This is a genomic window from Pseudomonas sp. 2957, from assembly GCF_031456345.1.
GTDB classification, from domain to species: Bacteria; Pseudomonadota; Gammaproteobacteria; order Pseudomonadales; family Pseudomonadaceae; genus Aquipseudomonas; species Aquipseudomonas siliginis.
This window is the reverse complement of record NZ_JAVDUL010000002.1, coordinates 1,077,162-1,103,827: the sequence shown is the minus strand read 5'-3', so window position 1 is coordinate 1,103,827 and position 26,666 is coordinate 1,077,162. Positions and strand designations below refer to the sequence as shown.

Here is a 26,666-nt window from a genome sequence, read left to right as displayed (position 1 = left end):
CCGTGAGGCTTGACCATATAACACCCAAGCAATTTGCTGACCTGAAAAGGCACCAGATTGCGGTGTGTGAAGACGAAACGAACCGAAAGTTCGAAGTTCACAAACACCAGCTGTCACATACCCAATTTGCTGAAGCGAGGCCGTCTGGTCACGAGTCAGTCCACGAATTTCTTGACGACCATAGAGCGTTGGAACCACCTGATCCCATCCCGAACTCAGCAGTGAAACGATGCATCGCCGATGGTAGTGTGGGGTTTCCCCATGTGAGAGTAGGTCATCGTCAAGATTAAATTCCGAAACCCCAATTGCGAAAGCAGTTGGGGTTTTGTTTTGCCTGCGAGAAAGTTTTTAGCCTGCCACCGGGGAAATTCATCCTGAAGTGGATGGCGAGTTTTGGTATGGTGCAGCTCGTTTTTTAACGGACTGATGTCCTGCCCACGGATCGGCACTCATTTACGTCTAAGAGTTGCTGTAGAAATGCCTGAACCAATCCCGATCAAGGACCATGAAAAAGAGACGAGGCTGGTCAACAAACGCTTGATTGCCTGTGCTCTGTTCGTGTTCGCCATCAGCTGCGCTTTGGTGGTGCGGCTGTACATTCTCCAGGTCGTGGAATTCGATTACCACTCGACCATCTCCGAAAACAACCGTGTCCATGTCCTGCCGATACCGCCGACGCGGGGATTGATCTACGACCGCAACGGCGTATTACTCGCCGACAACCGTCCCAGCTACAACCTGACCATCACCCGTGAGCGTGCAACCGACGTCAATCAAGAATTGGACGAAGTCATCAACTTGCTGCACTTGCCTGCTGAAGACCGCACGGTATTCGACAAGGCGATGAAGCAATCCCGGCATCCATTTACACCGGTCACACTGTTTTATGAGCTGACGGAAGAGCAGATCGCCGTCCTGGCGGTGAACGAATTTCGCTTGCCGGGCATTGATGTCGAACCGCAGTTTGTCCGGCACTATCCTCTCGGCGCACATTTCGCTCATTCAATCGGTTATGTCGGTCGGATCAATGAAAAGGAAGCTAAAACCCTCGACTCCGTGGAATACCGAGGTACGCAGTCCATTGGTAAAACCGGTATCGAGCGTTTTTATGAGGCGCAGTTGCACGGCCATGTCGGTTACGAAGAAGTCGAGACCAATGCTCAAGGCCGCGTGCTGCGGGTGCTCAAGCACACGGATCCGGTTCCAGGTAAAAACATCGGCCTTAGTCTTGACGTCAAACTGCAGGAAGCCGCCGAAGCTGCTTTGGGAGACCGTCGTGGTTCAGTGGTAGCTCTCGACCCGTCCACCGGAGAAGTGCTGGCGATGGTCAGCAATCCGAGCTTCGATCCGAATCTGTTCGTCACCGGGATCAGTTCGAAGGAATATTCAGCGCTGCGGGATTCCATCGATCGGCCATTGTTCAACCGCGTATTGCGTGGCCTGTACGCCCCAGGCTCGACGATCAAACCGGAAGTCGCCATCGCAGGGCTGGACGCAGGCGTCGTAACTCCGCAGACCCGCGTATTCGATCCCGGCTATTACCAACTACCGGACTTCGATCACAAGTATCGCAACTGGAACCACAGCGGTGATGGTTGGGTGGACATGGACGCGGCGATCATGCGTTCCAACGACACCTACTTCTACGACTTGGCGCACAAGCTTGGCATCGATCGTCTGCACGACTACATGGCGATGTTCGGCCTTGGTGAAAAAGTCTCGCTGGACATGTTTGAAGAGTCCCCCGGTCTGATGCCGTCGCAGGCGTGGAAACGCGCTACACGGCGACAGGCCTGGTATCCCGGCGAGACGGTTATTCTCGGCATCGGCCAGGGATACATGCAGGTCACACCGCTGCAATTGGCCCAGGCCACTGCCCTGATCGCCAATAAGGGGATATGGAATAGGCCGCACTTGGCCAAGTCGGTCGACGGTGTAGCGCCGGTCGACGAACATCCAATGCCCAATATCCTGCTCAAGGACCCGCGCGATTGGGAGCAGGTCAATCACGGTATGCAGATGGTCATGCACGATGCTCGAGGTATTGCCCGTGCGGCCGCTGCGGGTGCGCAATACCGCATCGCCGGCAAGAGTGGCACGGCGCAAGTGGTAGCGATCAAGCAAGGGGAGCGCTACAACCGCGAGAAAACCCTGGAGCGCCACCGTGATAACGCCCTGTTTGTAGGATTCGCACCGGCCGAGCATCCGAAGATCGCCATCTCGGTAATGATCGAGAACGGCGAGGCGGGTGGTCGTGTTGCCGGTCCAGTAGTGCGGCAGATCATGGACGCCTGGTTACTCGATCAGGATGGTCACCTTAAACCTCAATACGCTGCGCCGAGCAAAGCGCCGGGCGATCCTCACGTCTGAGGCGTAACGGTTCACAGCACAGGCTCCGTAAGCGGAGCCTGTGATTACGCACCCGGTACCGGGCAGCTCATATCACCTTCCTCACATTTCAAATACTGCTTGAGGGTTTCTACTCTGGCCTTGGTTACGGCTGTAAGACAACTACTGTAAACCAATGGATAAACACTCCCGCCTGCCACCCCAGAAGCCGAAAACTTGCACTCGGCATCCCGAAAGCTGACCCACGCCCGCTGCGCATTGACCAGCAGCTTCTTTCCGTCCGGGTTGTCCTTCAGGCGTCCGGTGATCTGCTGATAGAGCGTATTCAGTTCCTTGTCTGCCGCTTTGAAGGCTTGCCCCGCGCATTGATTCATCGTCGCCTGATCGCTGGCGTTGGCACAATCAACGGCGGCATGGGCGAAAGGGGCAAACAAAAAGGGCGCAGAGGCCAGAAGCAGACGCACTGACATAAGGTTCTCGCTGTATCGAGTGGAAAGAGTGTATCGAGTGTTATGTACGTAGCCGGGAGGCCTCAAGCAAGCGATCCGCAGTGGCGGTGATTTCTTCGCCTTCATGCAGCCGCTCCAGCCAGTGCTCGGGGATCGCCCGAGCGCTGTAGTAAGCACCTGCCAACTGACCCACGATAGCAGCCGTTGTATCCGCATCATCACCGAGATTGGCTGCTTTCAACACCGCTTCGGCGAATGTCTGCGTATGGTGAAAGCACCACAAAGCGGCTTCCAGCGATTGGACGCTATAACCACTGCCTTTTATTTCAGTTTCCGCTTTGTGAAGGTACTCACCCTGAGCAATCGCAACCACCTTGGGCTGGGAAAGCTTGAGCAGTGGCGCCCGGCGAAGCTGTGTTTTCTCCGCACCCTCAAGCGCTCGTGCAATCAGATCAGCCAGCAATTGGCAGCACTCGATTGCCTCCGGCGCCGCATGGGTTGTGCGCGAACTGTCGGCAGCAAAGGCCTGTATTTGGCGATTATCGGGGAAATAGAACAGCACGATGGGCGCCAACCGCATCAGCGACCCGTTGCCAGCTGTCAACGGGTCAGTCGAGCCGGCAAAAGGCTCTCCGCTTCGCTGATACTGTTGCAGCGCCTGGCTCACGGTCATGCCGATGTCGAAACATTCACCGGTGGAGCTCAGATATCCCCATTTCCACCAATTGAGATAGCGGCCCATCTGATCAGCCGCGTCGAAACCGTTTTTGCGCAGCAGGCTCTCGGCCAGGCAGAGTGCCATTGAGGTGTCATCGGTCCATTGCCCTGGCTTGAGCTGGAACGGGCCACCGCCGACCATGTCGCTCAGCGGCTGGAATGATCCTCGCGGCTGGAACTCAACTGTTGTGCCGACCGCATCGCCGCAAGCCAGGCCGAGGAGGGCGCCGCGATACCGATCGGCAAGAGAGGGCTGCATGATTCGTCCTTGTTTCTGCGGATTCGCTGGAAAGATAACAGGTCAAGCGGCGCCGATCACAGAGCGGAAACTACCGCAGGATGTGTCTGCTCGGATCGATGCCTGCAGCGCCTGGATACAACTTCGCATTGGACATGTGGTCATACAAGCCTAGTGTTCAGAACAGGAGGTGACGTATGAAACCAGTACCTAACAGTTTCGAACGCAAGATCACGCTCAAGGCGTCGCGTTCCCATGTCTGGCGCGCATTGGTCGATGCAGAGGCGTTCGGTCAGTGGTTTGGCGTGGCACTTGAGGGCCGGCGCTTCATTGCCGGTGAGTGGACGCAGGGCCAGGTCACGTACCCCGGTTATGAACACGTATTGTGGAATGTGCTGATCGAGCGGGTCGAGCCGCAGCAGTTGTTTTCTTTCCGCTGGCACCCGTATGCGGTCAACCCGAAGATCGACTACTCGCAAGAGCCGACCACGCTGGTCAAGTTCGAATTGCAGGACTTCGAGGACGGCACTCTACTCAAGGTCTCGGAGTCCGGCTTCGCGCACATCCCTGATATCCGTCAGAAAGAGGCGTATTACATGGACAGTCGCGGCTGGGAGGAGCAGTTGAGCAGGCTTGAACAGTTTCTCGCCGAAAGCGCCAGGGCTCGTGAAAGCGGCGGTGCCTGACAGGTCTAAGGGTTTTCGGCAGTGTTTGTATGGCGAATGTCTTACACGCATTGGTAGCTTTTACGACTATTGCTGATTGGATCCACTGGGTAATCTACACACATCAACTGAGACACAGGGAGTGTTTCAGGATCATGGACGATCGACCATCGCAAGGATCGCTGCCGACAGGGAGTCGATAATGGTCTTGGGAAAAACCCGCTTCGGCGGGTTTTTTTTCGCCTGAATGTAGGAGCCGCCGAAGGCTGCGATCTTTTGATCCTGCTTTTAAAAGCCAGGTCAAAAAGATCACAGCCTGCGCGAATGTCATCCCGTCACGAAGCAATCAACTGCCGCAACACATAATGCAGGATCCCCCCGGATTTGAAGTACTCGACCTCATTCAGCGTATCAATGCGGCACAAGACTTCGATTCTCTCCTGACGCCCATCCTCCCGAGTGATAACCAGCGGCAGGTTCATCCGCGGCCTCAGCTCGACGCCGGTCAATCCCAGAATCTCGAACGTCTCTTTGCCGGTCAGATTGAGACTCTTGCGATTCTGATCAAGCTTGAACTGCAACGGCAGCACACCCATGCCGACCAGATTCGAGCGGTGAATGCGTTCGAAGCTCTCCGCAATCACCGCTTTGACGCCCAGCAGATTGGTGCCTTTCGCCGCCCAGTCACGGCTCGACCCGGTGCCGTACTCCTGACCGGCAATCACCACCAACGGCGTCCCCGAAGCCTGATATTTCATCGCTGCGTCATAGATCGCCATTTTTTCCCCGGTGGGAATGTAAATGGTGTTCCCGCCTTCCTCGCCCCCAAGCATCTCGTTGCGAATGCGGATGTTGGCAAACGTGCCGCGCATCATCACTTCATGATTGCCGCGACGGGAACCGTAGGAGTTGAAGTCGCGCGGTTCGACGCCTTTTTCCTGCAGATAACGCCCGGCCGGGCTGTCGATCTTGATGTTGCCGGCGGGGGAGATGTGGTCGGTGGTCACTGAATCGCCGAGCAAGGCCAAGACCCGCGCGCCTTTGACGTCTTTGACTTCCGGCAGAGGGCCGGAAATGTCGTCGAAGAAAGGTGGATGCTGAATGTAGGTCGAATCGTCCTGCCACACGTAAGTCGCCGCTTGCGGCACCTCGATGGCCTGCCATTGCTCATCACCGGCAAACACTTCGGCGTATTCCTTGTGGAACATCGCCGTATTGACCTGATTCACCGCTTCAGCGATTTCCCGACTGCTCGGCCAGATATCTCGCAGGTACACCGGATTGCCCTGCTGATCCTCGCCCAGCGGTTCGCTGCTGATATCGGTGCGCACACTGCCAGCCAAAGCGTACGCGACGACCAGAGGAGGCGAGGCCAGCCAGTTGGTTTTCACCAGTGGGTGCACACGGCCTTCGAAATTGCGGTTGCCGGACAGGACTGATGCGACGGTCAGATCGGCTTTCTGAATGGCTTTCTCGATCGGCTCCGGCAGTGGCCCGGAGTTGCCGATGCAGGTGGTGCAACCGTAGCCGACCAACGAAAACCCGAGCTGATCAAGGTAATGTGTCAGTCCGGCAGCCTTGTAATAATCGGTGACGACTTTCGAACCCGGCGCCAATGAACTCTTCACCCAAGGTTTGCGCGTCAGGCCTTTCTCTACAGCTTTCTTCGCCAGCAACCCGGCCGCCATCATCACGCTCGGGTTGGAAGTGTTGGTGCAGGAAGTGATCGCGGCGATGACCACGGCACCGTTTTTCAGGCGATAGGTCTTGCCCTCGTATTCGTAGTCCGCTTCGCCGACCAGATCGGCGTTGCCCACCGCCACGCCGCCACCGCCCTCGCTTTCCAGGCGTCCTTCTTCCTTGCTGGTCGGTTTGAATTGCAGGTCGATGAAATCACTGAAGGCCTGCGCGACGTTCGGCAGCGAGACGCGATCCTGCGGACGTTTCGGTCCGGCCAGGCTTGCCTCGACGCTGCCCATGTCCAAGGCCAGGCTGTCGGTGAACACCGGCTCCTGGCCCGGCAAACGCCACAGGCCTTGAGCCTTGGTGTAGGCCTCGACCAGCTTCACCACTTCCGGCGGCCGGCCGGACAAGCGCAGGTATTCCAGCGTGACATCGTCGACCGGGAAGAAGCCGCATGTCGCGCCGTATTCCGGGGCCATATTGGCGATGGTCGCGCGGTCGGCCAGTGGCAGGTCGGCGAGACCGTCGCCATAGAATTCGACGAATTTGCCAACCACGCCTTTCTTGCGCAGCATCTGCGTCACGGTCAGCACCAGATCGGTCGCGGTGATGCCTTCCTTGAGCTTGCCGGTGAGTTTGAAGCCGATCACTTCCGGGATCAGCATCGACACCGGTTGCCCGAGCATCGCCGCTTCCGCTTCGATCCCGCCAACGCCCCAGCCGAGTACGCCGAGACCGTTGATCATGGTGGTGTGGGAGTCGGTGCCGACCAAGGTGTCGGGGAAGGCGTAGGTGCGGCCATCCTCGTCTTTGGTCCAAACGGTGCGGCCGAGATATTCAAGGTTGACCTGGTGGCAGATGCCGGTGCCCGGCGGGACCACGCTGAAGTTATCGAACGCACTCTGGCCCCAGCGCAGGAAGGCATAGCGCTCGCCGTTGCGTTGCATTTCGATGTCGACGTTCTGTTCAAACGCACTGGCGCTGGCAAACTTGTCGACCATCACCGAGTGGTCGATCACCAGATCCACCGGCGACAACGGATTGATCCGCTGCGGATCACCGCCGGCCTTGGCCATCGCCGCACGCATGGCGGCGAGGTCGACCACGGCGGGCACACCGGTAAAATCCTGCATCAATACGCGGGCAGGGCGGTACTGGATTTCGCGATCGGAGCGGCGCTCCTTAAGCCAGGCGGCGATGGCCTTGAGGTCAGCGCCGGTGACAGTTTTTTCGTCTTCCCAGCGCAGCAGATTTTCCAGCAGGACCTTCAATGACATCGGCAGCTTGTCGAGATCGCCCAGGCTTTTGGCGGCTTCCGGCAGGCTGAAATAGTGGTAGGTCGTGGCGTCGATTTGTAGGGTTTTCAGTGACTTCAGACTATCGAGGGACGGCATTACGATCACTCCTTTGAGTCCGCACGGCTACGGACTGAGGGGACGGGCAGAGCATTAAACCTAGCCCTGTTTTGAGTAGCTGGCTAATAACTGGACTCTATCGGCGCAACCAAGGTTCCGACTTCAGCTATCATGCGCCGGTTTTCGTGACAGGCATTGCGGCAACGCAAGGCTTGAGCATCGCGCAGCGGCCGAATGATCGACCGCTGCCCAGGAGTAAGAATGAACACCCTATTCATGCATTGCCGGCCCGGCTTCGAAGGCGAAGTCTGTTCGGAGATTTCCGATCTCGCCGCCCGTCTCAATGTCGCCGGTTACGCCAAAGCCAAAACCGCCACGGCCTGCGCCGAGTTTGTCTGCACTGAAGCGGACGGCGCTGAACGCCTGATGCGCGGTCAACGTTTCGCCGAATTGATCTTCCCGCGGCAGTGGGCGCGCGGCTTTTTCATCGATCTGCCGGAAAACGACCGGATCAGTGTGATTCTCGCGCACATGGCCGATTTTCCGGTGTTTGGCAGTCTGTGGCTGGAAGTGGTCGATACCAATGACGGCAAGGAACTGTCGAATTTCTGCAAAAAGTTCGAAGGACCGCTGCGCAAGGCGCTGACCGCCGCTGGCAAACTGATAGACGACGCCAGCAAGCCGCGTTTGTTGCTGACCTTCAAAAGCGGACGCGAGGTGTTTCTTGGCATGGCCGATGCCGGCAACTCGGCGATGTGGCCGATGGGAATTCCACGCCTGAAGTTTCCTCGCGAGGCGCCCAGCCGTTCGACCTTGAAGCTGGAGGAGGCGTGGCACCACTTCATTCCACGTGATCAGTGGGAAGATCGCCTGCACAGCGACATGACCGGCGTTGACCTTGGCGCCGCGCCGGGCGGCTGGACCTGGCAACTGGTCAACCGGGGCATGCTGGTGACGGCGATCGACAACGGCCCGATGGCTGAAAGCCTGATGGAAACCGGACTGGTCCAGCATCTGATGGCGGACGGTTTTACCTTCAAGCCGAAGCAGCCGGTGGACTGGATGGTTTGCGACATTGTCGAGAAACCTGCGCGCAACGCGGCAATGCTGGAAGAGTGGATCGGCGAAGGACATTGCCGCGAAGCAGTAGTCAACCTGAAGCTGCCGATGAAGCAGCGTTATGCCGAAGTGAAACGTCTGCTTGAGCGCATTGCCGATGGATTCAAGGCACGTGGGATCAAGGTTGATATCGGCTGCAAGCAGTTGTATCACGACCGCGAGGAAGTGACTTGTCATCTGCGCCGGCACGACACCAGAAAACCCAAATCGCGCTGACACAACACTGAACCTGTGGGAGCGAGCCTGCTCGCGAAAGCGGTGGGGCTGACGGATTGCCTTCGCGAGCAGGCTCGCTCCCACATGGGTTGGACGATATCCCAAGCAATGCGCGACAATGCCGGCCAGTTTCTGGAGTGAACCATGAGTGAAATGATCGATACCCCGGTCGACGGCACCCTCGACGCCACCGGCCTCAATTGCCCGGAACCGGTGATGATGTTGCACCAGCACATCCGCGATCTGGTGCCCGGCGGCCTGCTCAAGGTGATCGCCACCGATCCCTCGACCAAGCGCGATATCCCCAAGTTCTGCGTGTTTCTTGACCACGAGCTGGTCAGCCAGCACGAAGAGGCCGGCAGCTATCTGTACTGGATTCGTAAGAAGTCCTGATTCTGGGCAAAAAAAGACCTGCAAATGCAGGTCTTTTTTATGGGTGATCAACCCGCCGAACGACTGATTCGAATCCGCTTGCGCGCGCTGCGTGTCAGCCGGATCGACAGCATCAGCGCCGCGCAGCTCAGGCCGACGATCAAACCCTGCCACAAGCCGCTCGGCCCACGTGGCTCACCGAGCCAATCGGTCAGGCCCAGCGCATAACCGACCGGCAAACCAATCCCCCAGTAGGCGAACAGAGTCAGGATCATCGTCACCCTAGTATCCTGATAGCCACGCAGCGCGCCGGCGGCAGTCACCTGGATTGCGTCGGAAAACTGGAACAGCGCCGAGTAGACAATCAGCATCGCCGCAATGTGAATCACTGTTGGATCAGCGGTATAGATCGCCGCAATCGGCTCGCGCAGCGCCAGCATCAGGCTCGCCGACAGGCAGGCGTAGGCCAGCGCCGTGCCCATGCCGACTCCAGCGGCAAAACGTGCCTCTCGCGGTTCCTCGCGGCCCAGCGCCTGGCCTACACGCACGGTGACCGCCATGCCCAGCGAATAGGGAATCATGAACACCAGCGAGCTGACGTTCAGCGCGATCTGATGCCCGGCCACCACCGTCGCGCCGAGGCTGCCGATCAGCAGGGCGATCACGGCAAAAATGCTCGACTCGGCAAACACCGCGATGCCGATCGGCAAACCAATCGACAGCAGACGTTTGATCACCGCCCACTGCGGCCAGTCGAAGCGGCTGAACAATTCGCTAGAGCGATAGGCCGGTGCCCAGCGTTCATACCCGGCCAGGCCCAGCGCCATCACCCACATCACGATCGCCGTGGCCCAGCCGCAGCCGACGCCGCCCATGGCCGGCACGCCGAAGTGGCCATAAATGAAGATATAGTTCAGCGGGATGTTCAATGCCAGACCACAGAGGCCCAGCACCATGGCCGGGCGGGTGCGGCCGATGCCGTCGCTGGTGCAGCGCAGCACGTGATAGAAGGCCACCGCCGGCAAGCCGCTGGCGATGCCGTGCAGATATTGCATGCACGGGCCGATCAGCTCGGGATCGACTTTCATCAGATGCAGCACCGGTTCGGCGGCGACCAGCATCGAGGTGGCGATCAATCCGACTACCAATGCCAGCCACAACGCCTGACGCACGATCGGGCCGATTTCGCTGTGCTTGCCGGCGCCGAAACGCTGCGCGACTTTTGGTGTGGTGGCCAGCAGGGTGCCGGTCATCAATAGAAACACCGGAACCCAGATCGAGTTGCCCAGCGCCACCGCCGCCAGGTCCTTGGGGCCGACGCGCCCGGCCATCACCGCATCGACGAAGCCCATGGCCGTGGTCGCCAGTTGCGCGATGATGATCGGCAGGGCCAGGGCGAGCAGGTTTTTCAACTCCAGGCGAATCCGCGCAGGGCGGCTCAGCGAGACGGCGACAGGTTGGTCAGTTACAGGGTTCACAGGCAAAGCGTCCAGAAAGTATTGATGCGCAGAGCGGCGCATTCTACGCCGCTGACGCCTCGGTCAGGAAATATCCTCTGTTGCGTATTTGTAAGCGCAAACCCTGCTGGCTGATCGACGCGTCAGCACCTAAACTGCCGATCCGCCCAAGGAGCCCGCCATGCTGATTGTTGCCGACGAAAATATCCCGCTGCTCGATGCTTTTTTTGCCGGTTTCGGCGACATCCGCCGAGTGCCGGGCCGCTCCATTGACCGCGCGACGGTTGAGCAGGCCGATGTGTTGCTGGTGCGCTCGGTGACTAACGTCAATCGCGCGCTGCTCGAAGGCAGCAAGGTGCGCTTTGTCGGCACCTGCACCATCGGCACCGATCATCTGGATCTCGATTACTTCAACGAGGCCGGGATCTGCTGGTCGAGCGCGCCGGGTTGCAATGCCCGTGGTGTAGTCGACTACGTACTGGGCAGTCTGATGACACTGGCCGAAATCGAAGGCGCGGATCTGACTCAGCGTACTTACGGCGTCGTCGGCGCCGGTGAAGTGGGGGGGCGCTTGATCAAGGTTCTCAAGGGCTTGGGCTGGAACGTCAAGGTTTGCGATCCGCCACGTCAGGCTGCCGAGGGCGGCGATCATGTCAGCCTCGAGCAGATCATCGAGCAGTGCGACGTGATCAGTCTGCATACGCCATTGACCCGTAGCGGCAACAACGCGACCTGGCATCTGTTCGATCAACAGCGTCTGCAACAACTCAAGCAAGGTGCATGGTTGATCAACGCGGCGCGCGGCCCTGTAGTGGACAATGCAGCGCTGCGTGAGGTGCTGCTGGAGCGCGAGGACCTGCAAGCGGTGCTCGACGTCTGGGAAAAAGAGCCGGAAGTCGACCCTGCGCTGGCCGAACTCTGCGTATTGGCCACGCCACATATTGCCGGTTACAGCCTCGATGGCAAGCAACGCGGGACCGCGCAGATTTATCAGGCCTACTGCGCTTTCAGCGGCCAACCTGCAGCTATCCAGCTCAGCGATCTGCTGCCAGCAACCTGGTTGTCGGAAGTTTCCCTGCACGGTGACAGCGATCCGGCGTGGGCGCTGGCGATGTTGTGCCGGGGCGTGTATGACCCGCGCCGCGATGATGCGGATTTCCGCCGCAGCCTGGTGGGAAATGTCGCTGAGCAGCGCTCGGCGTTTGACGCGTTGCGCAAGCAATATCCGGTGCGCCGCGAGATTGAAGGGCTGAAGGTGCGAATTGAAGGTGATGCGCCGGGGTTGCGGCAGATTGTTGAGGCGCTGGGGGCGGTGGCTGTCTGAATCAGCGCTGGCCTTTTCGCGAGCAGGCTCGCTCCCACAGGGGATCTACAGTGCAGCAAAGTTAAAGGTGGGAGCGAGCTTGCTCGCGAAAGCCACACCACCAATCCCGAATTGCAGATATAAAAAACCCGGCCAATCAGGGCCGGGTCAGGAAGACGGTGGCTACATCACTCTTGTTCGGCAGGCTTGACCAATCGCTTCTCCAGTTCGCGGCACGCGTCCTGGATCATGTCTTCAGTGATCGGTACTTCGCGGCCCTGCTCATCGATAATCGAGCAACCCAGAGACTGGTCGGGTTTGGTGCGGATCACTTCAATCTTGTCTTCGCTGCTGTGTTGCAAGGACATGGCCTGTCTCCTCATCAGGTTGTGTGCCTAAGTTAAAACCGCCACGTGACCAGGCTGTGACAACTCCCTGCGGTCTGTCGGCGGGCGGCATCTCTACTCAAACAGAAATGACCGCTCGTCTCAACCGCAACCTTAGACCAATCGTTTCTAGCATCCGGACATCCCGGGCATATTTAACCTGACTCATTGTGATTTACAGAGTTCCACCCCATCTGAGTCTGTAGGCTGGCCCGATCCATCTGCGCAGACGTGAACTCCATGATCTCCATGTTTTCTTCCCGACACCGGCGTGCCCTGCGCCTGACCAGTCATTTTCTCCTGCCGTACCGCTGGCATGCCTTCGGCGCACTGCTCGCGCTGATCGTCACCGCCGGCATCACCTTGTCGATGGGGCAGGGCATCAAGTTGTTGGTAGACCAGGGTTTCATGACCCGTTCGCCGCATCTGCTCAATCAGTCGATCGGGATTTTCATGTTGCTGGTGCTCGGACTGGCGCTGGGCACCTTTGCCCGTTTCTATCTGGTGTCGTGGATAGGCGAGCGCGTGGTCGCCGACATTCGCCGCCAAGTGTTCAATCACTTGGTGTATCTGCATCCGGGCTTTTATGAGGATAACCGCAGCTCGGAAATCCAGTCGCGCCTGACCGCTGATACCACGCTGCTGCAATCGGTGATCGGCTCGTCGCTCTCGCTGTTCCTGCGCAATCTGCTGATGGTCATCGGTGGTGTGGTGTTGCTGTTCATCACCAATCCGAAGTTGACCAGCATTGTCGTGATTGCACTGCCGCTGGTGATCGCGCCGATCCTGATTTTCGGCCGCCGTGTGCGCAATCTGTCGCGCCAGAGCCAGGACCGTATCGCCGACATTGGCAGCTATGTGTCGGAAACCCTTGGTCAGATCAAAACCGTGCAGGCCTACAACCATCAAGTGCAGGACGAGCAGCGTTTCGCTTCTACCGTCGAGCAGGCGTTTGAAACCGCGCGTAAGAGGATCTTCCAGAGGGCGTGGTTGATCACGCTAGTGATCGTGCTGGTGCTTGGCGCGGTGGCGGTGATGTTGTGGGTCGGCGGCATGGATGTGATGGCGGGGCGGATTTCGGCTGGGGAACTGGCGGCGTTCGTTTTCTACAGCCTGATTGTCGGCAGTGCGTTCGGCACGCTGAGCGAAGTGATCGGCGAGCTGCAGCGCGCTGCTGGCGCAGCGGAGCGGATCGCAGAATTGCTGCGTTCGGAAAACATCATCCAGCCCCCGTTGACCGGACTGGTCACTCTGCCAGCGCGAGTCAAAGGTGAACTTGAGCTGCGCGACGTGCGCTTTTCCTACCCCTCGCGTCCGGAAAGCTACGCCGTCGATGGCTTGAATCTGACGGTGAGGGCGGGCGAGACCTTGGCATTAGTGGGGCCGTCGGGTGCGGGCAAGTCTACGGTCTACGATTTGTTGCTGCGCTTCTACGATCCACGCGAGGGGCAGATTTTCCTCGATGGCGTGCCGCTGACCAGCCTTGACCCGCTGGATCTGCGCCGCTGTTTCGCCCTGGTCTCGCAAACCCCCGCGTTGTTTTTCGGCAGCGTGGAGGACAACATTTGCTACGGCTGCCCGACGGCCACGCTTGAGCAGGTCAAGGAAGCTGCGCGAATTGCCCACGCCCACGACTTCATCGAACAAATGCCGGACGGCTATCAGACTCATCTGGGAGATGGCGGCCTCGGGTTGTCCGGCGGTCAGCGCCAACGTCTGGCCATTGCCCGCGCCTTGCTAGTGGACGCGCCGATCCTGCTCCTTGACGAAGCCACCAGCGCCCTCGACGCACAGAGCGAACATCTGATCCAGCAGGCCCTGCCAACGCTGATGGAAAACCGCACCACGCTAGTGATCGCTCACAGGCTGGCCACGGTGAAGAACGCTGACCGGATTGCGGTGATGGATCAAGGCAAGCTGGTAGCGGTGGGGACACATCAGGAGTTGATCGCCAGCAATCCGCTGTACGCACGGCTGGCGGCGTTGCAGTTCAATGATGGTCGATCTGTCACAGCAGACTGAGCAATCGACCAAGTAACCGACCAAAAAAATGCCCGCATCTCACGATACGGGCATTTTTCATGATCCGGCGTCAGCCTGGTGATTACTGATCGTCAAAATACCGCTCATGCCAATCCACCAGCGGTTGCGGCGAGTTGAGCTTTTGCCCGTAGATCACCGAGTAGGACAACACGTTCTGCACGTATTGACGGGTTTCGTCGAACGGGATGCTTTCCACCCAGACGTCGAAACTCAGGTGATCAGCGCCGCGCAGCCACTGACGCACGCGGCCTGGCCCGGCGTTATAAGCGGCGGAGGCGAGCACGCGGTTGCCGTTGAACTGGCTGTGCACCTGGCTGAGGTAAGCGGCGCCGAGCTGAATGTTCTTGTCTGGATTGAGCACCTGCTGCGGCGAAGCCAGGGGGATGCTGAATTTGCGTGCGGTTTCCTTGGCGGTGGCTGGCATCAGTTGCATCAGACCGCTGGCGCCGACGCCGGAGCGCGCGTCGTCCATGAAGGCGCTTTCCTGCCGGGTGATGGCGAACACCCAGCTCGAATGCAGGCCGCGAACCTTGGCTTCACGCACGAGGGTATCGCGGTGAGCCATCGGGAAGCGGATGTCCAGATCGTCCCAGTACTGCGCCTGACTGATGGTGCGAATCGCCGGGAAGTACCATTTCAGGTCGTAGGCCAGTTTGGCCTGGGCGACCATTTCATCGCGGTTGAAATGACGGCTGACGTGATACCACTCGCGACGCCCGTCGACGATCTGCCCGCGTGCATGAAACTCCAGCGCGCGCCGCACGCCGGGGGTGTTACGAACCTTGTTGATCAACGCCTGGCTGAGCACCAGCGGCTTGTTGTTCAGCGAGTAAGGCGACTGTGAACGGTCTGCGGCGAGGAAGCCGTAGAAGTCTCGTTCCCGCGCCAGATTCTTGTACAGGGTCAGCGCTTGCGGGTTTTGTGGCTCGGCCAGTTCCAGACTGCGCGCCTGCCAATAGCGCCAACGGTTGGTGGTGGCCAGGTCTTGCGGCAGACGTTTGGTCAATTCGTAGGCATCGTTCCAGCGTGCCAGACGCAGCAGCAGGCGCAGGCGCCATTCCGAGACGGTGTTGTCGCGCAGCTCCGGATCGTATTTGGTCATCACGTCCAGCGCGCGGCTGTCGAAGCGGCGCGCGAGGGTCAGGCCGATCTCGCGAGCGATCGCGACTTTCTCATCGCGAGAGAAATGCATGCTGCTGGCGTAACCGTCGAGCAAAGCCATGGCCTTGTCCGGATCCTGCCGGGCGAGGCGGCGCAAGCCGAGGCTGACGACGTCTGACATCGGCTCGTCGGCCGGGCTGAAGCGCGACGGCTGATTGAGCAATTCGGGTTTCTGCGCCACGTCGACCAGCAAACGACCGCGCGGGGCGAGGGTGGTCAGGCCGTTGATCAGACTGTTGGCCAGCGGATAGTTGCGGGCCTGTGCGGCAAGCTTGGTGCGCTCCCAGCGTTTCTGCTCGGTAAGCTGGCCGTCGGCAGCCCAGATGCCGAACAGCGCGTCACAGGCGGCGGGTTGCGATTTGCCGGTCAGCCAGAGTTTTTCTGCGTTGGCATAGCCTTCAGCCTTCTTGTCGTGGCTGATTTGGTATTGCGCGTTGAGGCAGTCGAGCTCAGTGAAATTCAGCTTCGGATCGTAATACTTGACGAAGGTCGCCCAGTCGCCACGGTCGGCGAGCCAGCGCAACCAGCGCAGCTTCATCCAGTTGGCTTGCGGCAGGTCACCGTGTTCGGCGAGGAATTTCTCGATTTCTGCGTTGCTCGCGGTCTTCAGACGCGCGGTCAGTTCGTCGTAGGCCAGATACGGTTCCAGCGGATAATCGGCCAGCGCCTGGCTGTAACGGAAATACGGGCCGGTATCACCCTTGGCCAAGGCGCGCTTGGCTTCATCGTAATACTGACGTTGGGTGGACAAGTCCACCGCCTGGACGGATTGAGCGGCAGCGGCGGTAAGAAACAAGCAGGACAAAACACTGAAAAGGCGACTGCGCATGAGACATCCGGGCAGAGAAATCATGACAAGTGCCGATCGGAATCCGCACTGAATTGACTGTAGCTTAGCCTTTTGCCAGCAAGCGGCGAAAGCTTTGCGAGCCTCGCTGCACAAGTTCGCAACAAATGTTGTGCAGAGTGCTTCGACAGACAAATTGCCGGCCTGCTGAAGCCTCAAGTCAGGTAGAATGCGCGCCCGGTTTTTGGAGAAGCTCATGACCCTGCTCAAATTCAGCGATGTGTCCCTTGCGTTCGGCGCTATGCCGTTGTTGGACAAGGTGTCCTGGCAGATCGCCCGTGGTGAGCGGGTGTGCATCATCGGCCGCAACGGCACTGGCAAGTCCAGCATGATGAAACTGGTCAAGGGCGACCAGAAGCCCGATGACGGCTCGGTGTGGCGTGCCCCCGGTCTGAAAATCGGCGAATTGCCGCAAGAATTGCCAGTTGCCGACGACCGGACGGTATTCGACGTGGTGGCTGAAGGCCTCGATGGTGTTGGCGCCTTGCTCGCCGAATATCATCACCTGAGCCAGAACATCGTCACCGACGCCGATCTGGACAAGCTGATGCACGTTCAGCACGACCTCGAAGCCCGTGATGGCTGGCGCCTTCAAACGCTGGTCGACAGCACCCTGAGCCGTCTGCAACTGCCGGCCGACAAGACTCTCGCCGAACTCTCCGGCGGCTGGCGTCGTCGCGTGCTGCTGGCGCAGGCGCTGGTGTCCGAACCGGATCTGCTGCTGCTCGACGAACCGACCAACCACCTGGACATCGGTGCGATTGCCTGGCTCGAAGAGGCGCTGAAAGATTTCCAGGGCGCCGTGCTGTTCATCACCCACGACCGTTCCTTCCTGCAAAACCTCGCCACGCGCATTCTCGAACTGGATCGCGGCGGGCTGATTGACTGGAACGGCGACTACGCCAGTTTCCTCGTGCACAAAGAAGCTGCGCTGGCCGCTGAAGAAACCGCCAACGCGCTGTTCGACAAGCGTCTGGCTCAGGAAGAAGTCTGGATCCGTCAGGGCATCAAGGCCCGCCGCACTCGTAACGAAGGTCGCGTGCGCGCCCTGAAAGCCCTGCGCGTTGAGCGCAGTGAGCGTCGCGAGCGTACCGGCAAGGCCAACATCCAGCTGGAAACCGCCGACAAATCCGGCAAGCAGGTGATGGTCCTCGAGAACGTGAGCTTCGCGCATCCGGGCGGGCCGTTCCTGATCAAGGATTTCTCCATGGTCCTGCAGCGCGGCGACCGTATCGGTCTGCTCGGCGCCAACGGTACCGGCAAGACCACCCTGTTGAAACTGATGCTCAGCGGTCTGCAACCGACCAGCGGTAAAGTGGAAGAGGGCACGCGCATCGACGTGGCGTATTTCGACCAGTTGCGCCATCAGCTGGATCTGGAAAAAACGGTGATCGACAACGTCGCCGAAGGTCGCGACTTCATCGACATCGACGGGCAGAGCCGTCACGTGCTGAGCTATCTCGGCGACTTCCTGTTCAGCCCGCAGCGTGCACGCACGCCGGTCAAGGCGTTGTCGGGTGGTGAACGTGCGCGTCTGTTGCTGGCGAAGCTGTTCAGCAAACCGGCGAACCTGCTGGTGCTCGACGAACCGACCAACGACCTCGATGTGGAAACTCTCGAGCTGCTCGAAGAAGTGCTGCTGACTTTCAACGGCACCGTGCTGATGGTCAGCCACGACCGGGCATTCCTCGATAACGTGGTGACCAGCACCCTGGTCTTCGAAGGTGAAGGCAAGGTTCGTGAATACGTCGGCGGCTATCAGGACTGGATCCGTCAGGGCGGTTCGCCGCGTCTGTTGGGCGTGACTGAAAGCAAGTCGGGCAAGGCTGACCTGAACTCGGCGGTGGTTAGCGCTGAGCCGGCTCCGGTGGCTGCGCCTGCGGCTGCCGCTCCGGTTGCCAAGAAGAAACTCAGCTACAAGCTGCAGCGTGAGCTGGAAGCCTTGCCGGGCGACATCGACGCCAAGGAGCAGCAAATCGCCGCGGTTGAAGCGGAAATGGCTGAAGCCGGTTTCTATCAGCGTCCGCCGGCGGAAACGGCCAAGGTGATTGCTTCGCTGGAGCAATTGCAGGCCGAGCTGGATGCGTTGGTGGAGCGTTGGGCCGAGCTGGATGCCTGATTGCTCCTGATGTGAAAAAGCCCGGCGCTCAGTGATGAGCGCCGGGCTTTTCATATGTAACGCGATCTACAGGCTGGAGCAGGTCAACTGTGGGAACGAGCCTGCTCGCGAAAGCCGTGTGTCAGGCGGCACTCATATTGAATGTGCCGACGTATTCGCGAGCAGGCTCGCTCCCACAAAGAGCAAGACAGATCAGCGTTTGACCAGGTGTACCGCCAGCACATCGCATGGCGCACCGTGCAGCACGTCATTCGCGGTCGAGCCGAGCAGCAGTGCCAAGCCATGACGGCCATGGCTTCCGACCACGATCAGATCGCACGCTTGTTCCTTGGCGAAATGATGGATTTCCTGGCGTGGCTGGCCGTAGGTCAGATGGCAATTGGCGCCTTCGAGCTCGGGGTATTTCGATTTGAGTTTTTCAAGACGCTCCTTGGCCTGATCGAACTGCTGTTGTTGCAGTTGTGACAGGTCCATTGGCACGTCGCCACCGAAGGCCATGGCCATCGGTTCAACGATATGCACCAGCGACAACTTGGCAGCGTTGCTCACCGACAGCTCGCGGGCGCGGTGGATCACAGGGTCGCACTCTTCGGTCAGATCTACGGCGACCAGTATGTGGTGGTAGGGCATGAGGTGCTCCTCCTGAGGGTTCGATATTGGTAAGTATGGCTGGTTTCAAGCGCATTGGTTCGCAAGTGACACAATGGGCTCATCAAAAATCGGGAGTACAGATATGACGGTCTGGCTGGTGGTGTCAATCCTGCTGGTAGTTTTAAGTCCACTGGCATGGTTGCGCCCATCGCGAACGCAGAGCGGGCGCATGGCCCTGCGCATGGAGGCGCGACGCATCGGCCTGGCCATGCAGCTGGCGCCGCAGGAGTGGCCGCACTGGCTGCTGCCGGAGCCGCCGAATCCCTGCGCCCAGTACCATCGGCCGCGGCGTGGCAGCCAACCGGCGTGCTGGACCTATTGGCAGAAAACCCCGGGCGTGTGGGTCAATCAATGGCAAGAAGTCTGCGATGACCGGATCCTGCTCGATTATTTCGAAAAATTGCCGGGCAATGTTTTCAAGATCGAAGCGGACAAGCAGATGATCGCCTTGTACTGGGGCGAGAAGGGCGAGGCGACGGTTCTGCAGGATATCGACGCGACCCTGAAAGCACTGGCGTGATGCGCGGACTTTTCTCACTGCAACGGTGTGAAACGTCCGGCAGACGCGCAATAAAAAGCCCGACATGATTCGTCGGGCGGATTGGCCAGGCAGGCCGGTAATCTTTTTTTGCGGCAGGCGCTTTGATCGCCTCGGCAAATTTCCTCGCAGTCCACCCAGCGTAGCCTTCTGAACAGGGCTCGGCGGAAATTAGGGCGACTTTTCTAACTATTGATTCTATGAATGGCTGAACATCGAGACGGGTGTTGCTGCTCATCATGGTGCAGAAATGACCGCAAAGTCGCATTTCAGCCCGAATTTAGGGCGATTGACAATTGTCTGAAATTCCGTGAAGGTGACGTACCCGAATCAAACGGGCGTATGAATTGAGCGTTTGTCTTACAGACTGCTCCTACAGAATCCCGACTATCGCGTTGGCGGGTGTGCCAGGCGGACAGGTGTCAGCATCGACGAACAAAGCGTCCTTCTGAGCCATATGCCTGCGTCCGACGTGTACTGTTCAGCTTCCATATCGTGGAGATCAGTTGATGATTTACGAAGGTAAAGCCATCACGGTTAAAGCTCTTGAAAGTGGCATCGTCGAATTGAAATTCGACCTCAAGGGTGAGTCCGTCAACAAGTTCAACCGTCTAACCCTGAACGAACTGCGTCAGGCCGTAGACACCATCAAGGCAGATGCTTCGATCAAGGGCGTGATCGTCAGCAGCGGCAAGGACGTGTTCATCGTCGGCGCCGACATCACCGAATTTGTCGACAACTTCAAGCTGCCGGATGCCGAGCTGGTTGCAGGCAATCTCGAAGCCAACAAGATTTTCAGCGATTTCGAAGACCTCAACGTGCCGACCGTCGCGGCCATCAACGGCATCGCCCTCGGTGGCGGTCTGGAAATGTGCCTGGCGGCTGACTATCGCGTCATGTCCACCAAGGCCAAGATCGGTCTGCCGGAAGTCAAACTGGGCATCTACCCAGGCTTCGGCGGTACTGTGCGTCTGCCACGCCTGATCGGTGTCGACAACGCCATCGAGTGGATTGCCGCCGGCAAGGAAAACCGTCCTGAAGACGCCCTGAAAGTCAGCGCCGTCGACGCCGTGGTTGCTCCAGAGAAGCTGCAGGAAGCTGCCCTTGAACTGATCAAGCGCGCCATCTCCGGCGAGTTCGATTACAAGGCCAAGCGTCAGCCGAAACTTGAAAAACTCAAGTTGAACGCCATTGAGCAAATGATGGCTTTCGAAACCGCCAAAGGTTTCGTGGCTGGCCAGGCCGGCCCGAACTACCCGGCGCCGGTTGAAGCGATCAAGACCATCCAGAAAGCCGCGAACTTCGGTCGCGACAAAGCGCTGGAAGTGGAAGCTGCAGGCTTCGTCAAACTGGCCAAGACCTCTGCCGCACAGAGCCTGATCGGCCTGTTCCTGAACGATCAGGAGCTGAAGAAAAAGGCCAAGGCCTACGACGAAATCGCCAAAGACGTGAAGCAGGCTGCCGTACTCGGCGCCGGCATCATGGGTGGCGGTATCGCTTATCAGTCGGCCTCCAAAGGCACGCCGATCCTGATGAAGGACATCAACGAGCACGGTATCGAGCAGGGTCTGGCCGAAGCCGCCAAGCTGCTGGTCGGCCGCGTTGACAAGGGTCGCATGACCGCTGCGAAGATGGCTGAAGTGCTTAACGGCATTCGTCCGACCCTGTCCTACGGCGACTTCGGTCACGTCGATCTGGTCGTTGAAGCTGTGGTCGAAAACCCGAAGGTCAAGCAAGCGGTACTGGCTGAAGTCGAAGACAAGGTCAAAGAGGACACCATCCTCGCGTCCAACACCTCGACCATTTCCATCAGCCTGCTGGCCAAGGCCCTCAAGCGTCCGGAAAACTTCGTCGGCATGCACTTCTTCAACCCGGTGCACATGATGCCGCTGGTGGAAGTGATCCGTGGCGAGAAGTCCAGCGAACTGGCCATCGCCACCACAGTTGCCTACGCGAAGAAAATGGGCAAGAACCCGATCGTCGTCAATGACTGCCCGGGCTTTTTGGTCAACCGCGTGCTGTTCCCGTACTTCGGCGGTTTTGCCAAGCTGGTCAGCGCCGGTGTCGACTTTGTGCGTATCGACAAGGTCATGGAAAAATTCGGCTGGCCGATGGGCCCTGCGTACCTGATGGACGTGGTCGGCATTGACACCGGTCACCACGGTCGCGACGTCATGGCTGAAGGTTTCCCGGATCGCATGAAGGATGACCGTCGTTCGGCCATCGACGTGCTGTACGAAGCCAAACGCCTGGGCCAGAAGAACGGCAAGGGCTTCTACGCCTACGAGGCCGACAAGAAAGGCAAGCAGAAGAAAGTCGCCGATCCGTCGGTACTCGAAGTGCTCAAGCCGATCGTTTACGAGCAGCGCGAAGTCACTGACGAAGACATCATCAACTGGATGATGATCCCGCTGTGCCTGGAAACCGTGCGCTGCCTGGAAGACGGCATCGTTGAAACCGCCGCCGAAGCCGACATGGGTCTGGTCTACGGTATCGGTTTCCCTCCATTCCGTGGCGGTGCGCTGCGCTACATCGATTCGATCGGTGTTGCCGAGCTCGTTGCCCTGGCTGACCAGTACGCTGATTTGGGCGCGCTGTACCACCCGACCGCGAAGCTGCGCGAAATGGCCAAAAACGGCCAGAGCTTCTTCGGTTAAGCGCCCCCAACTAGAGTGAGAGTGAACTTATGAGCTTGAATCCTAGAGACGTCGTGATTGTCGACTTCGGTCGTACTCCGATGGGCCGCTCCAAGGGCGGCATGCACCGCAACACCCGCGCTGAAGACATGTCGGCGCACCTGATCAGCAAACTGCTGGAACGCAACAGCAAGGTCGACCCGGCGGAAGTCGAGGACGTGATCTGGGGCTGCGTCAACCAGACCCTGGAGCAGGGCTGGAACATCGCGCGCATGGCGTCGCTGATGACCCAGATTCCGCACACTTCGGCCGGCCAGACCGTCAGCCGTCTGTGCGGTTCGTCGATGAGCGCGCTGCACACTGCTGCGCAAGCGATCATGACCGGCAACGGTGACGTGTTCGTGGTCGGCGGCGTCGAGCACATGGGCCACGTGAGCATGATGCACGGTGTCGATCCGAACCCGCACATGTCGCTGTACGCGGCAAAAGCCTCGGGCATGATGGGCCTGACCGCTGAAATGCTCGGCAAGATGCACGGCATCACCCGTGAGCAGCAGGATGCCTTTGGCGTGCGTTCCCACCAGTTGGCCCACAAGGCAACCGTGGAAGGCAAGTTCAAGGACGAAATCATCCCGATGCAGGGTTACGACGAGAACGGTTTCCTGAAACTGTACGACTACGACGAAACCATTCGTCCGGAAACCACCCTGGAAAGTCTGGCGGCGCTGAAGCCGGCATTCAATCCAAAGGGCGGCACCGTGACTGCCGGTACTTCGTCGCAGATCACTGACGGTGCTTCGTGCATGATCGTGATGTCGGCGCAGCGTGCCCAGGACCTGGGTATCCAGCCTATGGCGGTGATCCGTTCGATGGCAGTGGCAGGTGTGGATCCGGCAATCATGGGCTATGGTCCAGTGCCGGCAACACAAAAAGCCCTGAAGCGCGCAGGCCTTGGCATCAACGATATCGACTTCTTCGAGCTCAACGAAGCTTTCGCCGCACAGGCTCTGCCAGTGCTGAAAGATCTGAAAGTGCTCGACAAGATGAACGAGAAGGTTAACCTGCACGGCGGCGCGATCGCCCTGGGTCACCCGTTCGGTTGCTCCGGTGCACGTATTTCCGGCACCCTGTTGAACGTGATGAAGCAGAATAGCGGCACCTTCGGGGTGGCCACTATGTGCATTGGTCTCGGCCAAGGCATCTCCACCGTCTTCGAACGCGTTTAAGCGTCTCGTCGATGGAAGCCGGGGCCCAGTGCCCCGGTTTTTGTTTTTGGGTTTTTTATTTATTTTTGAAAAGATTTCAGTGAGGGCCGAAGCATGCCGATACAACCTGGGCTCTACCAACATTACAAAGGTCCGCAATACCGTGTATTCAGTGTTGCGCGGCATTCCGAAACCGAAGAAGAAGTGGTCTTTTACCAAGCCCTGTATGGCGATTACGGCTTTTGGGTGCGCCCGCTGAGCATGTTCGTCGAGTCGGTCGAGGTTGACGGCGAGCAGGTGCCGCGCTTTGCTTTGGTGCAGGCCGAACCGAGCGTCTTTGACAAGGCATGAGGCGACTGCGCAGACAACCCTGCGCTTGACCTCACCTTGTATCAACTATATATAGCGGTGCCGCGTCAGGCGCCAACCGCCTTTCACTTCTAGAATTCAGGAATTTTCTGATCCATGGGCAAATCGCTGGTCATTGTGGAATCCCCGGCTAAGGCCAAGACCATCAACAAGTATCTGGGTAACCAATACGTGGTGAAGTCGAGTATCGGCCATATCCGAGACCTGCCCACCAGCGGTTCGGCTAGCGCCAGCAAAGAGCCAGCCGCCAAGCGCGGCAAGGCTGCTGCGGGCGAAGGTCCGGTGCTCTCGCCGAAAGAGAAAGCGCGCAAGCAGCTGGTCTCGCGCATGGGCGTCGATCCCGAACACGGCTGGAAAGCCCAGTACGAGATCCTCCCGGGCAAAGAAAAGGTCATCGAAGAGCTGCGCCGGCTCGCCAAGGATGCTGACACCATCTATCTCGCAACCGACTTGGATCGCGAGGGGGAAGCCATTGCCTGGCACCTGCGCGAAGCCATCGGTGGTGACGACAGCCGTTACAAGCGCGTGGTGTTCAACGAAATCACCAAGAAGGCGATCCAGGAAGCCTTCTCCGAGCCGGGCGAGCTGGACATTGATCGTGTCAACGCCCAGCAGGCGCGTCGCTTCCTCGACCGCGTCGTCGGCTACATGGTCTCGCCGCTGCTGTGGGCCAAGATCGCCCGTGGTCTGTCCGCCGGTCGCGTGCAATCGGTTGCGGTGAAGCTGGTAGTCGAGCGTGAGCGTGAAATCCGTGCGTTCAATCCCGAAGAATACTGGGAAGTGCACGCTGATCTCGGCACCACCAAAGGCTCGACCGTGCGTTTCGAAGTGGCTCGCGAAAAAGGCGAAGCCTTCAAGCCGCTGAACGAAGCCCAGGCCATGGCTGCGCTGGAGAAGCTCAAGTCCTCCAGCTACAGCATCGTCAAGCGCGAAGACAAACCGACCAGCAGCAAGCCGTCGGCGCCGTTCATCACGTCGACCTTGCAGCAGGCTGCGAGCAACCGCCTCGGTTTCGGCGTGAAGAAAACCATGATGATGGCCCAGCGTCTGTACGAAGCCGGCTACATCACTTACATGCGTACCGACTCGACCAATCTCTCGGCCGACGCCGTGGCGATGGCGCGCACTTACATCGAAGACGAGTTCGGCAAGAAGTACCTGCCGGAAACGCCGAACGTCTACAGCAGCAAGGAAGGCGCGCAAGAGGCTCACGAAGCGATTCGTCCGTCCGACGCCAACACCACGCCGAGCAAGCTGGCGGGTATGGAGCGCGATGCCGAGCGTCTGTACGAGCTGATCTGGCGCCAGTTCCTAGCCTGCCAGATGCTGCCGGCTCAATACCTGTCGACCACCGTCAGCGTCGGCGCTGGCGACTTCGAGCTGCGTGCCAAGGGCCGTATCCTCAAGTTCGACGGTTACACCCGGGTGATGCCGCAAATTGCCAAGCCTGGCGATGATGACGTGCTGCCCGACATGGCCCAGGGCGATGTGATGAAGCTGATCAAGCTTGACCCGTCGCAGCATTTCACCAAGCCACCGGCGCGTTATTCCGAAGCCAGTCTGGTCAAGGAGATGGAAAAACGCGGCATCGGTCGTCCTTCGACTTACGCTGCGATCATTTCGACCATTCAGGATCGCGGTTATGTGACCCTGCACAACCGTCGTTTCTACTCGGAAAAGATGGGTGACATCGTCACCGAACGTCTGTCCGAGAGCTTCTCCAATCTCATGGACTACGGCTTCACCGCCGGCATGGAAGAGAACCTCGATGACGTGGCGCAGGGCGAGCGCGACTGGAAAAACGTGCTGGACGAGTTCTATGGCGACTTCAAGAAGAAACTCGAAGTAGCGGAAAACCCGGACAGCGGCATGCGCGCCAACCAGCCGGTCATGACTGACATTCCGTGCACCACTTGCGGTCGTCCGATGCAGATTCGTACCGCATCGACTGGCGTGTTCCTCGGCTGTTCGGGCTACAGCCTGCCGCCGAAAGAGCGCTGCAAGGCCACCGTCAACCTGGTGCCGGGCGATGAAATCGCAGCGGACGACGAGGGCGAATCGGAATCGCTGGTACTGCGTGGCAAGCATCGCTGCCCGATCTGCAGCACGGCGATGGACGCCTACCTGCTGGACGAGAAGCGCAAGTTGCATATCTGCGGCAACAACCCGGATTGCGCCGGTTACGAAATTGAAGAAGGCAGCTATCGCATCAAGGGCTATGAAGGTCCGAGCCTGGAATGCGATAAGTGCGGCAGCGAAATGCAGCTCAAGACCGGCCGTTTCGGCAAGTTCTTCGGTTGCACCAACCCGGAGTGCAAGAACACCCGCAAGCTGCTGAAGAGCGGTGACGCGGCACCGCCGAAGATGGACCCGGTGAAGATGCCTGAGCTGAAATGCGAAAAGGTCAACGACACCTACATCCTGCGCGACGGTGCGTCCGGTCTGTTCCTGGCCGCCAGTCAGTTCCCGAAAAACCGCGAGACCCGCGCTCCGTTGGTGATCGAGATTCTGCCGCATAAGGACGAGATTGATCCGAAGTACCACTTCCTGTGCGAGGCTCCGCAAAAGGATCCTGACGGTCTGCCAGCGGTCATCCGCTACAGCCGCAAGACCAAGGAGCAATACGTACAGACCGAAGTCGACGGCAAGCCGACAGGCTGGAAAGCGTATTACGACGGTGGCAAGTGGACTGTTGAAGACAAGCGCAGCGCAAAGGCCAAGGCTGAGTAAGCGCTAGTCTGAACAGCAAAAAGGCCGCATGAACCCTTCGGGTTTTCATGCGGCCTTT

19 protein-coding genes and 1 rRNA gene are annotated in these 26,666 nt (G+C 59.0%); 13 read left to right on the top strand and 7 right to left on the bottom strand.

Annotated features, from left to right (window positions below; all coding sequences use genetic code 11):
* Window positions 1-170: 170 nt before the first annotated feature.
* Together rrf and mrdA are read left to right on the top strand one after the other, a co-directional pair.
* Window positions 171-286 (top strand): 5S ribosomal RNA (rrf, locus tag J2Y39_RS10435).
* A gap of 191 nt (window positions 287-477) precedes the next feature.
* Window positions 478-2,370, top strand: a complete 1,893-nt coding sequence (mrdA, locus tag J2Y39_RS10430; RefSeq protein WP_310217311.1) for a penicillin-binding protein 2 — start codon at window positions 478-480, stop codon at window positions 2,368-2,370.
* Between the two features lie 44 nt (window positions 2,371-2,414).
* On the opposite strand, the gene J2Y39_RS10425 is transcribed toward mrdA, so the two are convergent.
* Entirely contained in the window at window positions 2,415-2,819 is a 405-nt protein-coding gene (locus J2Y39_RS10425; protein WP_041477366.1) for a lysozyme inhibitor LprI family protein, read from the bottom strand.
* A gap of 40 nt (window positions 2,820-2,859) precedes the next feature.
* The gene (locus J2Y39_RS10420; RefSeq protein WP_095182350.1) at window positions 2,860-3,774 is read right to left on the bottom strand and encodes an ADP-ribosylglycohydrolase family protein; all 915 of its coding nucleotides are present in this window, start codon (window positions 3,772-3,774) and stop codon (window positions 2,860-2,862) included.
* A 176-nt stretch (window positions 3,775-3,950) separates the two neighbouring features.
* Between J2Y39_RS10420 and J2Y39_RS10415 the strand changes: the two genes are divergently transcribed.
* Window positions 3,951-4,439 (top strand): SRPBCC family protein, encoded by a 489-nt coding sequence (locus J2Y39_RS10415; protein WP_016775506.1) that lies wholly within the window; start codon window positions 3,951-3,953, stop codon window positions 4,437-4,439.
* A 314-nt stretch (window positions 4,440-4,753) separates the two neighbouring features.
* On the opposite strand, the gene acnA is transcribed toward J2Y39_RS10415, so the two are convergent.
* On the bottom strand, window positions 4,754-7,495 hold the full coding sequence (gene acnA / locus J2Y39_RS10410) for an aconitate hydratase AcnA (protein ID WP_016775505.1): 2,742 nt from the start codon (window positions 7,493-7,495) through the stop codon (window positions 4,754-4,756).
* A 222-nt stretch (window positions 7,496-7,717) separates the two neighbouring features.
* Between acnA and rlmM the strand changes: the two genes are divergently transcribed.
* On the top strand, window positions 7,718-8,791 hold the full coding sequence (gene rlmM, locus J2Y39_RS10405; protein ID WP_016775504.1) for a 23S rRNA (cytidine(2498)-2'-O)-methyltransferase RlmM: 1,074 nt from the start codon (window positions 7,718-7,720) through the stop codon (window positions 8,789-8,791).
* Window positions 8,792-8,935: 144 nt separating this feature from the next.
* Window positions 8,936-9,184: a sulfurtransferase TusA gene (gene tusA / locus J2Y39_RS10400; RefSeq protein WP_310217303.1), complete on the top strand. Its 249-nt coding sequence runs from the start codon at window positions 8,936-8,938 to the stop codon at window positions 9,182-9,184.
* A 47-nt stretch (window positions 9,185-9,231) separates the two neighbouring features.
* On the opposite strand, the gene J2Y39_RS10395 is transcribed toward tusA, so the two are convergent.
* A complete protein-coding gene (locus tag J2Y39_RS10395) occupies window positions 9,232-10,641 on the bottom strand; it encodes an MATE family efflux transporter (RefSeq protein ID WP_038862250.1) in 1,410 nt (469 codons plus the stop codon).
* Window positions 10,642-10,801: 160 nt separating this feature from the next.
* On the opposite strand from J2Y39_RS10395, the gene pdxB reads away from it, so the two are divergent.
* Window positions 10,802-11,944: a 4-phosphoerythronate dehydrogenase PdxB gene (gene pdxB, locus J2Y39_RS10390; RefSeq protein WP_310217298.1), complete on the top strand. Its 1,143-nt coding sequence runs from the start codon at window positions 10,802-10,804 to the stop codon at window positions 11,942-11,944.
* A 167-nt stretch (window positions 11,945-12,111) separates the two neighbouring features.
* Here pdxB and J2Y39_RS10385 read toward each other — a convergent pair whose 3' ends face one another.
* The gene (locus J2Y39_RS10385; RefSeq protein ID WP_024013646.1) at window positions 12,112-12,291 is read right to left on the bottom strand and encodes a PA1571 family protein; all 180 of its coding nucleotides are present in this window, start codon (window positions 12,289-12,291) and stop codon (window positions 12,112-12,114) included.
* A gap of 258 nt (window positions 12,292-12,549) precedes the next feature.
* Here J2Y39_RS10385 and J2Y39_RS10380 point away from each other — a divergent pair, with 258 nt between their 5' ends.
* Window positions 12,550-14,331, top strand: coding sequence for an ABC transporter transmembrane domain-containing protein (locus tag J2Y39_RS10380; protein WP_409037406.1), 1,782 nt, complete (start codon window positions 12,550-12,552; stop codon window positions 14,329-14,331).
* A gap of 82 nt (window positions 14,332-14,413) precedes the next feature.
* Here the strand turns inward: J2Y39_RS10380 and J2Y39_RS10375 are convergent, their stop codons facing one another.
* On the bottom strand, window positions 14,414-16,342 hold the full coding sequence (locus tag J2Y39_RS10375) for a transglycosylase SLT domain-containing protein (protein ID WP_252868012.1): 1,929 nt from the start codon (window positions 16,340-16,342) through the stop codon (window positions 14,414-14,416).
* A gap of 214 nt (window positions 16,343-16,556) precedes the next feature.
* Here J2Y39_RS10375 and J2Y39_RS10370 point away from each other — a divergent pair, with 214 nt between their 5' ends.
* A complete protein-coding gene (locus J2Y39_RS10370) occupies window positions 16,557-18,479 on the top strand; it encodes an ATP-binding cassette domain-containing protein (protein ID WP_016775499.1) in 1,923 nt (640 codons plus the stop codon).
* A 192-nt stretch (window positions 18,480-18,671) separates the two neighbouring features.
* On the opposite strand, the gene J2Y39_RS10365 is transcribed toward J2Y39_RS10370, so the two are convergent.
* Complete coding sequence (locus J2Y39_RS10365) at window positions 18,672-19,109, bottom strand: universal stress protein (RefSeq protein WP_016775498.1); 438 nt, start codon at window positions 19,107-19,109, stop codon at window positions 18,672-18,674.
* Window positions 19,110-19,212: 103 nt separating this feature from the next.
* Between J2Y39_RS10365 and J2Y39_RS10360 the strand changes: the two genes are divergently transcribed.
* The 5 genes from J2Y39_RS10360 to topA all read left to right on the top strand — a co-directional run bounded on the left by J2Y39_RS10360 (window position 19,213) and on the right by topA (window position 26,608).
* Complete coding sequence (locus tag J2Y39_RS10360) at window positions 19,213-19,650, top strand: hypothetical protein (protein ID WP_041477352.1); 438 nt, start codon at window positions 19,213-19,215, stop codon at window positions 19,648-19,650.
* 527 nt (window positions 19,651-20,177) lie between these two features.
* A complete protein-coding gene (gene fadB / locus J2Y39_RS10355; protein WP_310217287.1) occupies window positions 20,178-22,325 on the top strand; it encodes a fatty acid oxidation complex subunit alpha FadB in 2,148 nt (715 codons plus the stop codon).
* 29 nt (window positions 22,326-22,354) lie between these two features.
* Window positions 22,355-23,530: an acetyl-CoA C-acyltransferase FadA gene (gene fadA / locus J2Y39_RS10350; RefSeq protein ID WP_016775495.1), complete on the top strand. Its 1,176-nt coding sequence runs from the start codon at window positions 22,355-22,357 to the stop codon at window positions 23,528-23,530.
* A gap of 93 nt (window positions 23,531-23,623) precedes the next feature.
* The gene (locus J2Y39_RS10345) at window positions 23,624-23,860 is read left to right on the top strand and encodes a DUF1653 domain-containing protein (RefSeq protein WP_041477350.1); all 237 of its coding nucleotides are present in this window, start codon (window positions 23,624-23,626) and stop codon (window positions 23,858-23,860) included.
* Window positions 23,861-23,974: 114 nt separating this feature from the next.
* Window positions 23,975-26,608: a type I DNA topoisomerase gene (gene topA / locus J2Y39_RS10340; protein WP_041477349.1), complete on the top strand. Its 2,634-nt coding sequence runs from the start codon at window positions 23,975-23,977 to the stop codon at window positions 26,606-26,608.
* Window positions 26,609-26,666 lie beyond the last annotated feature (58 nt).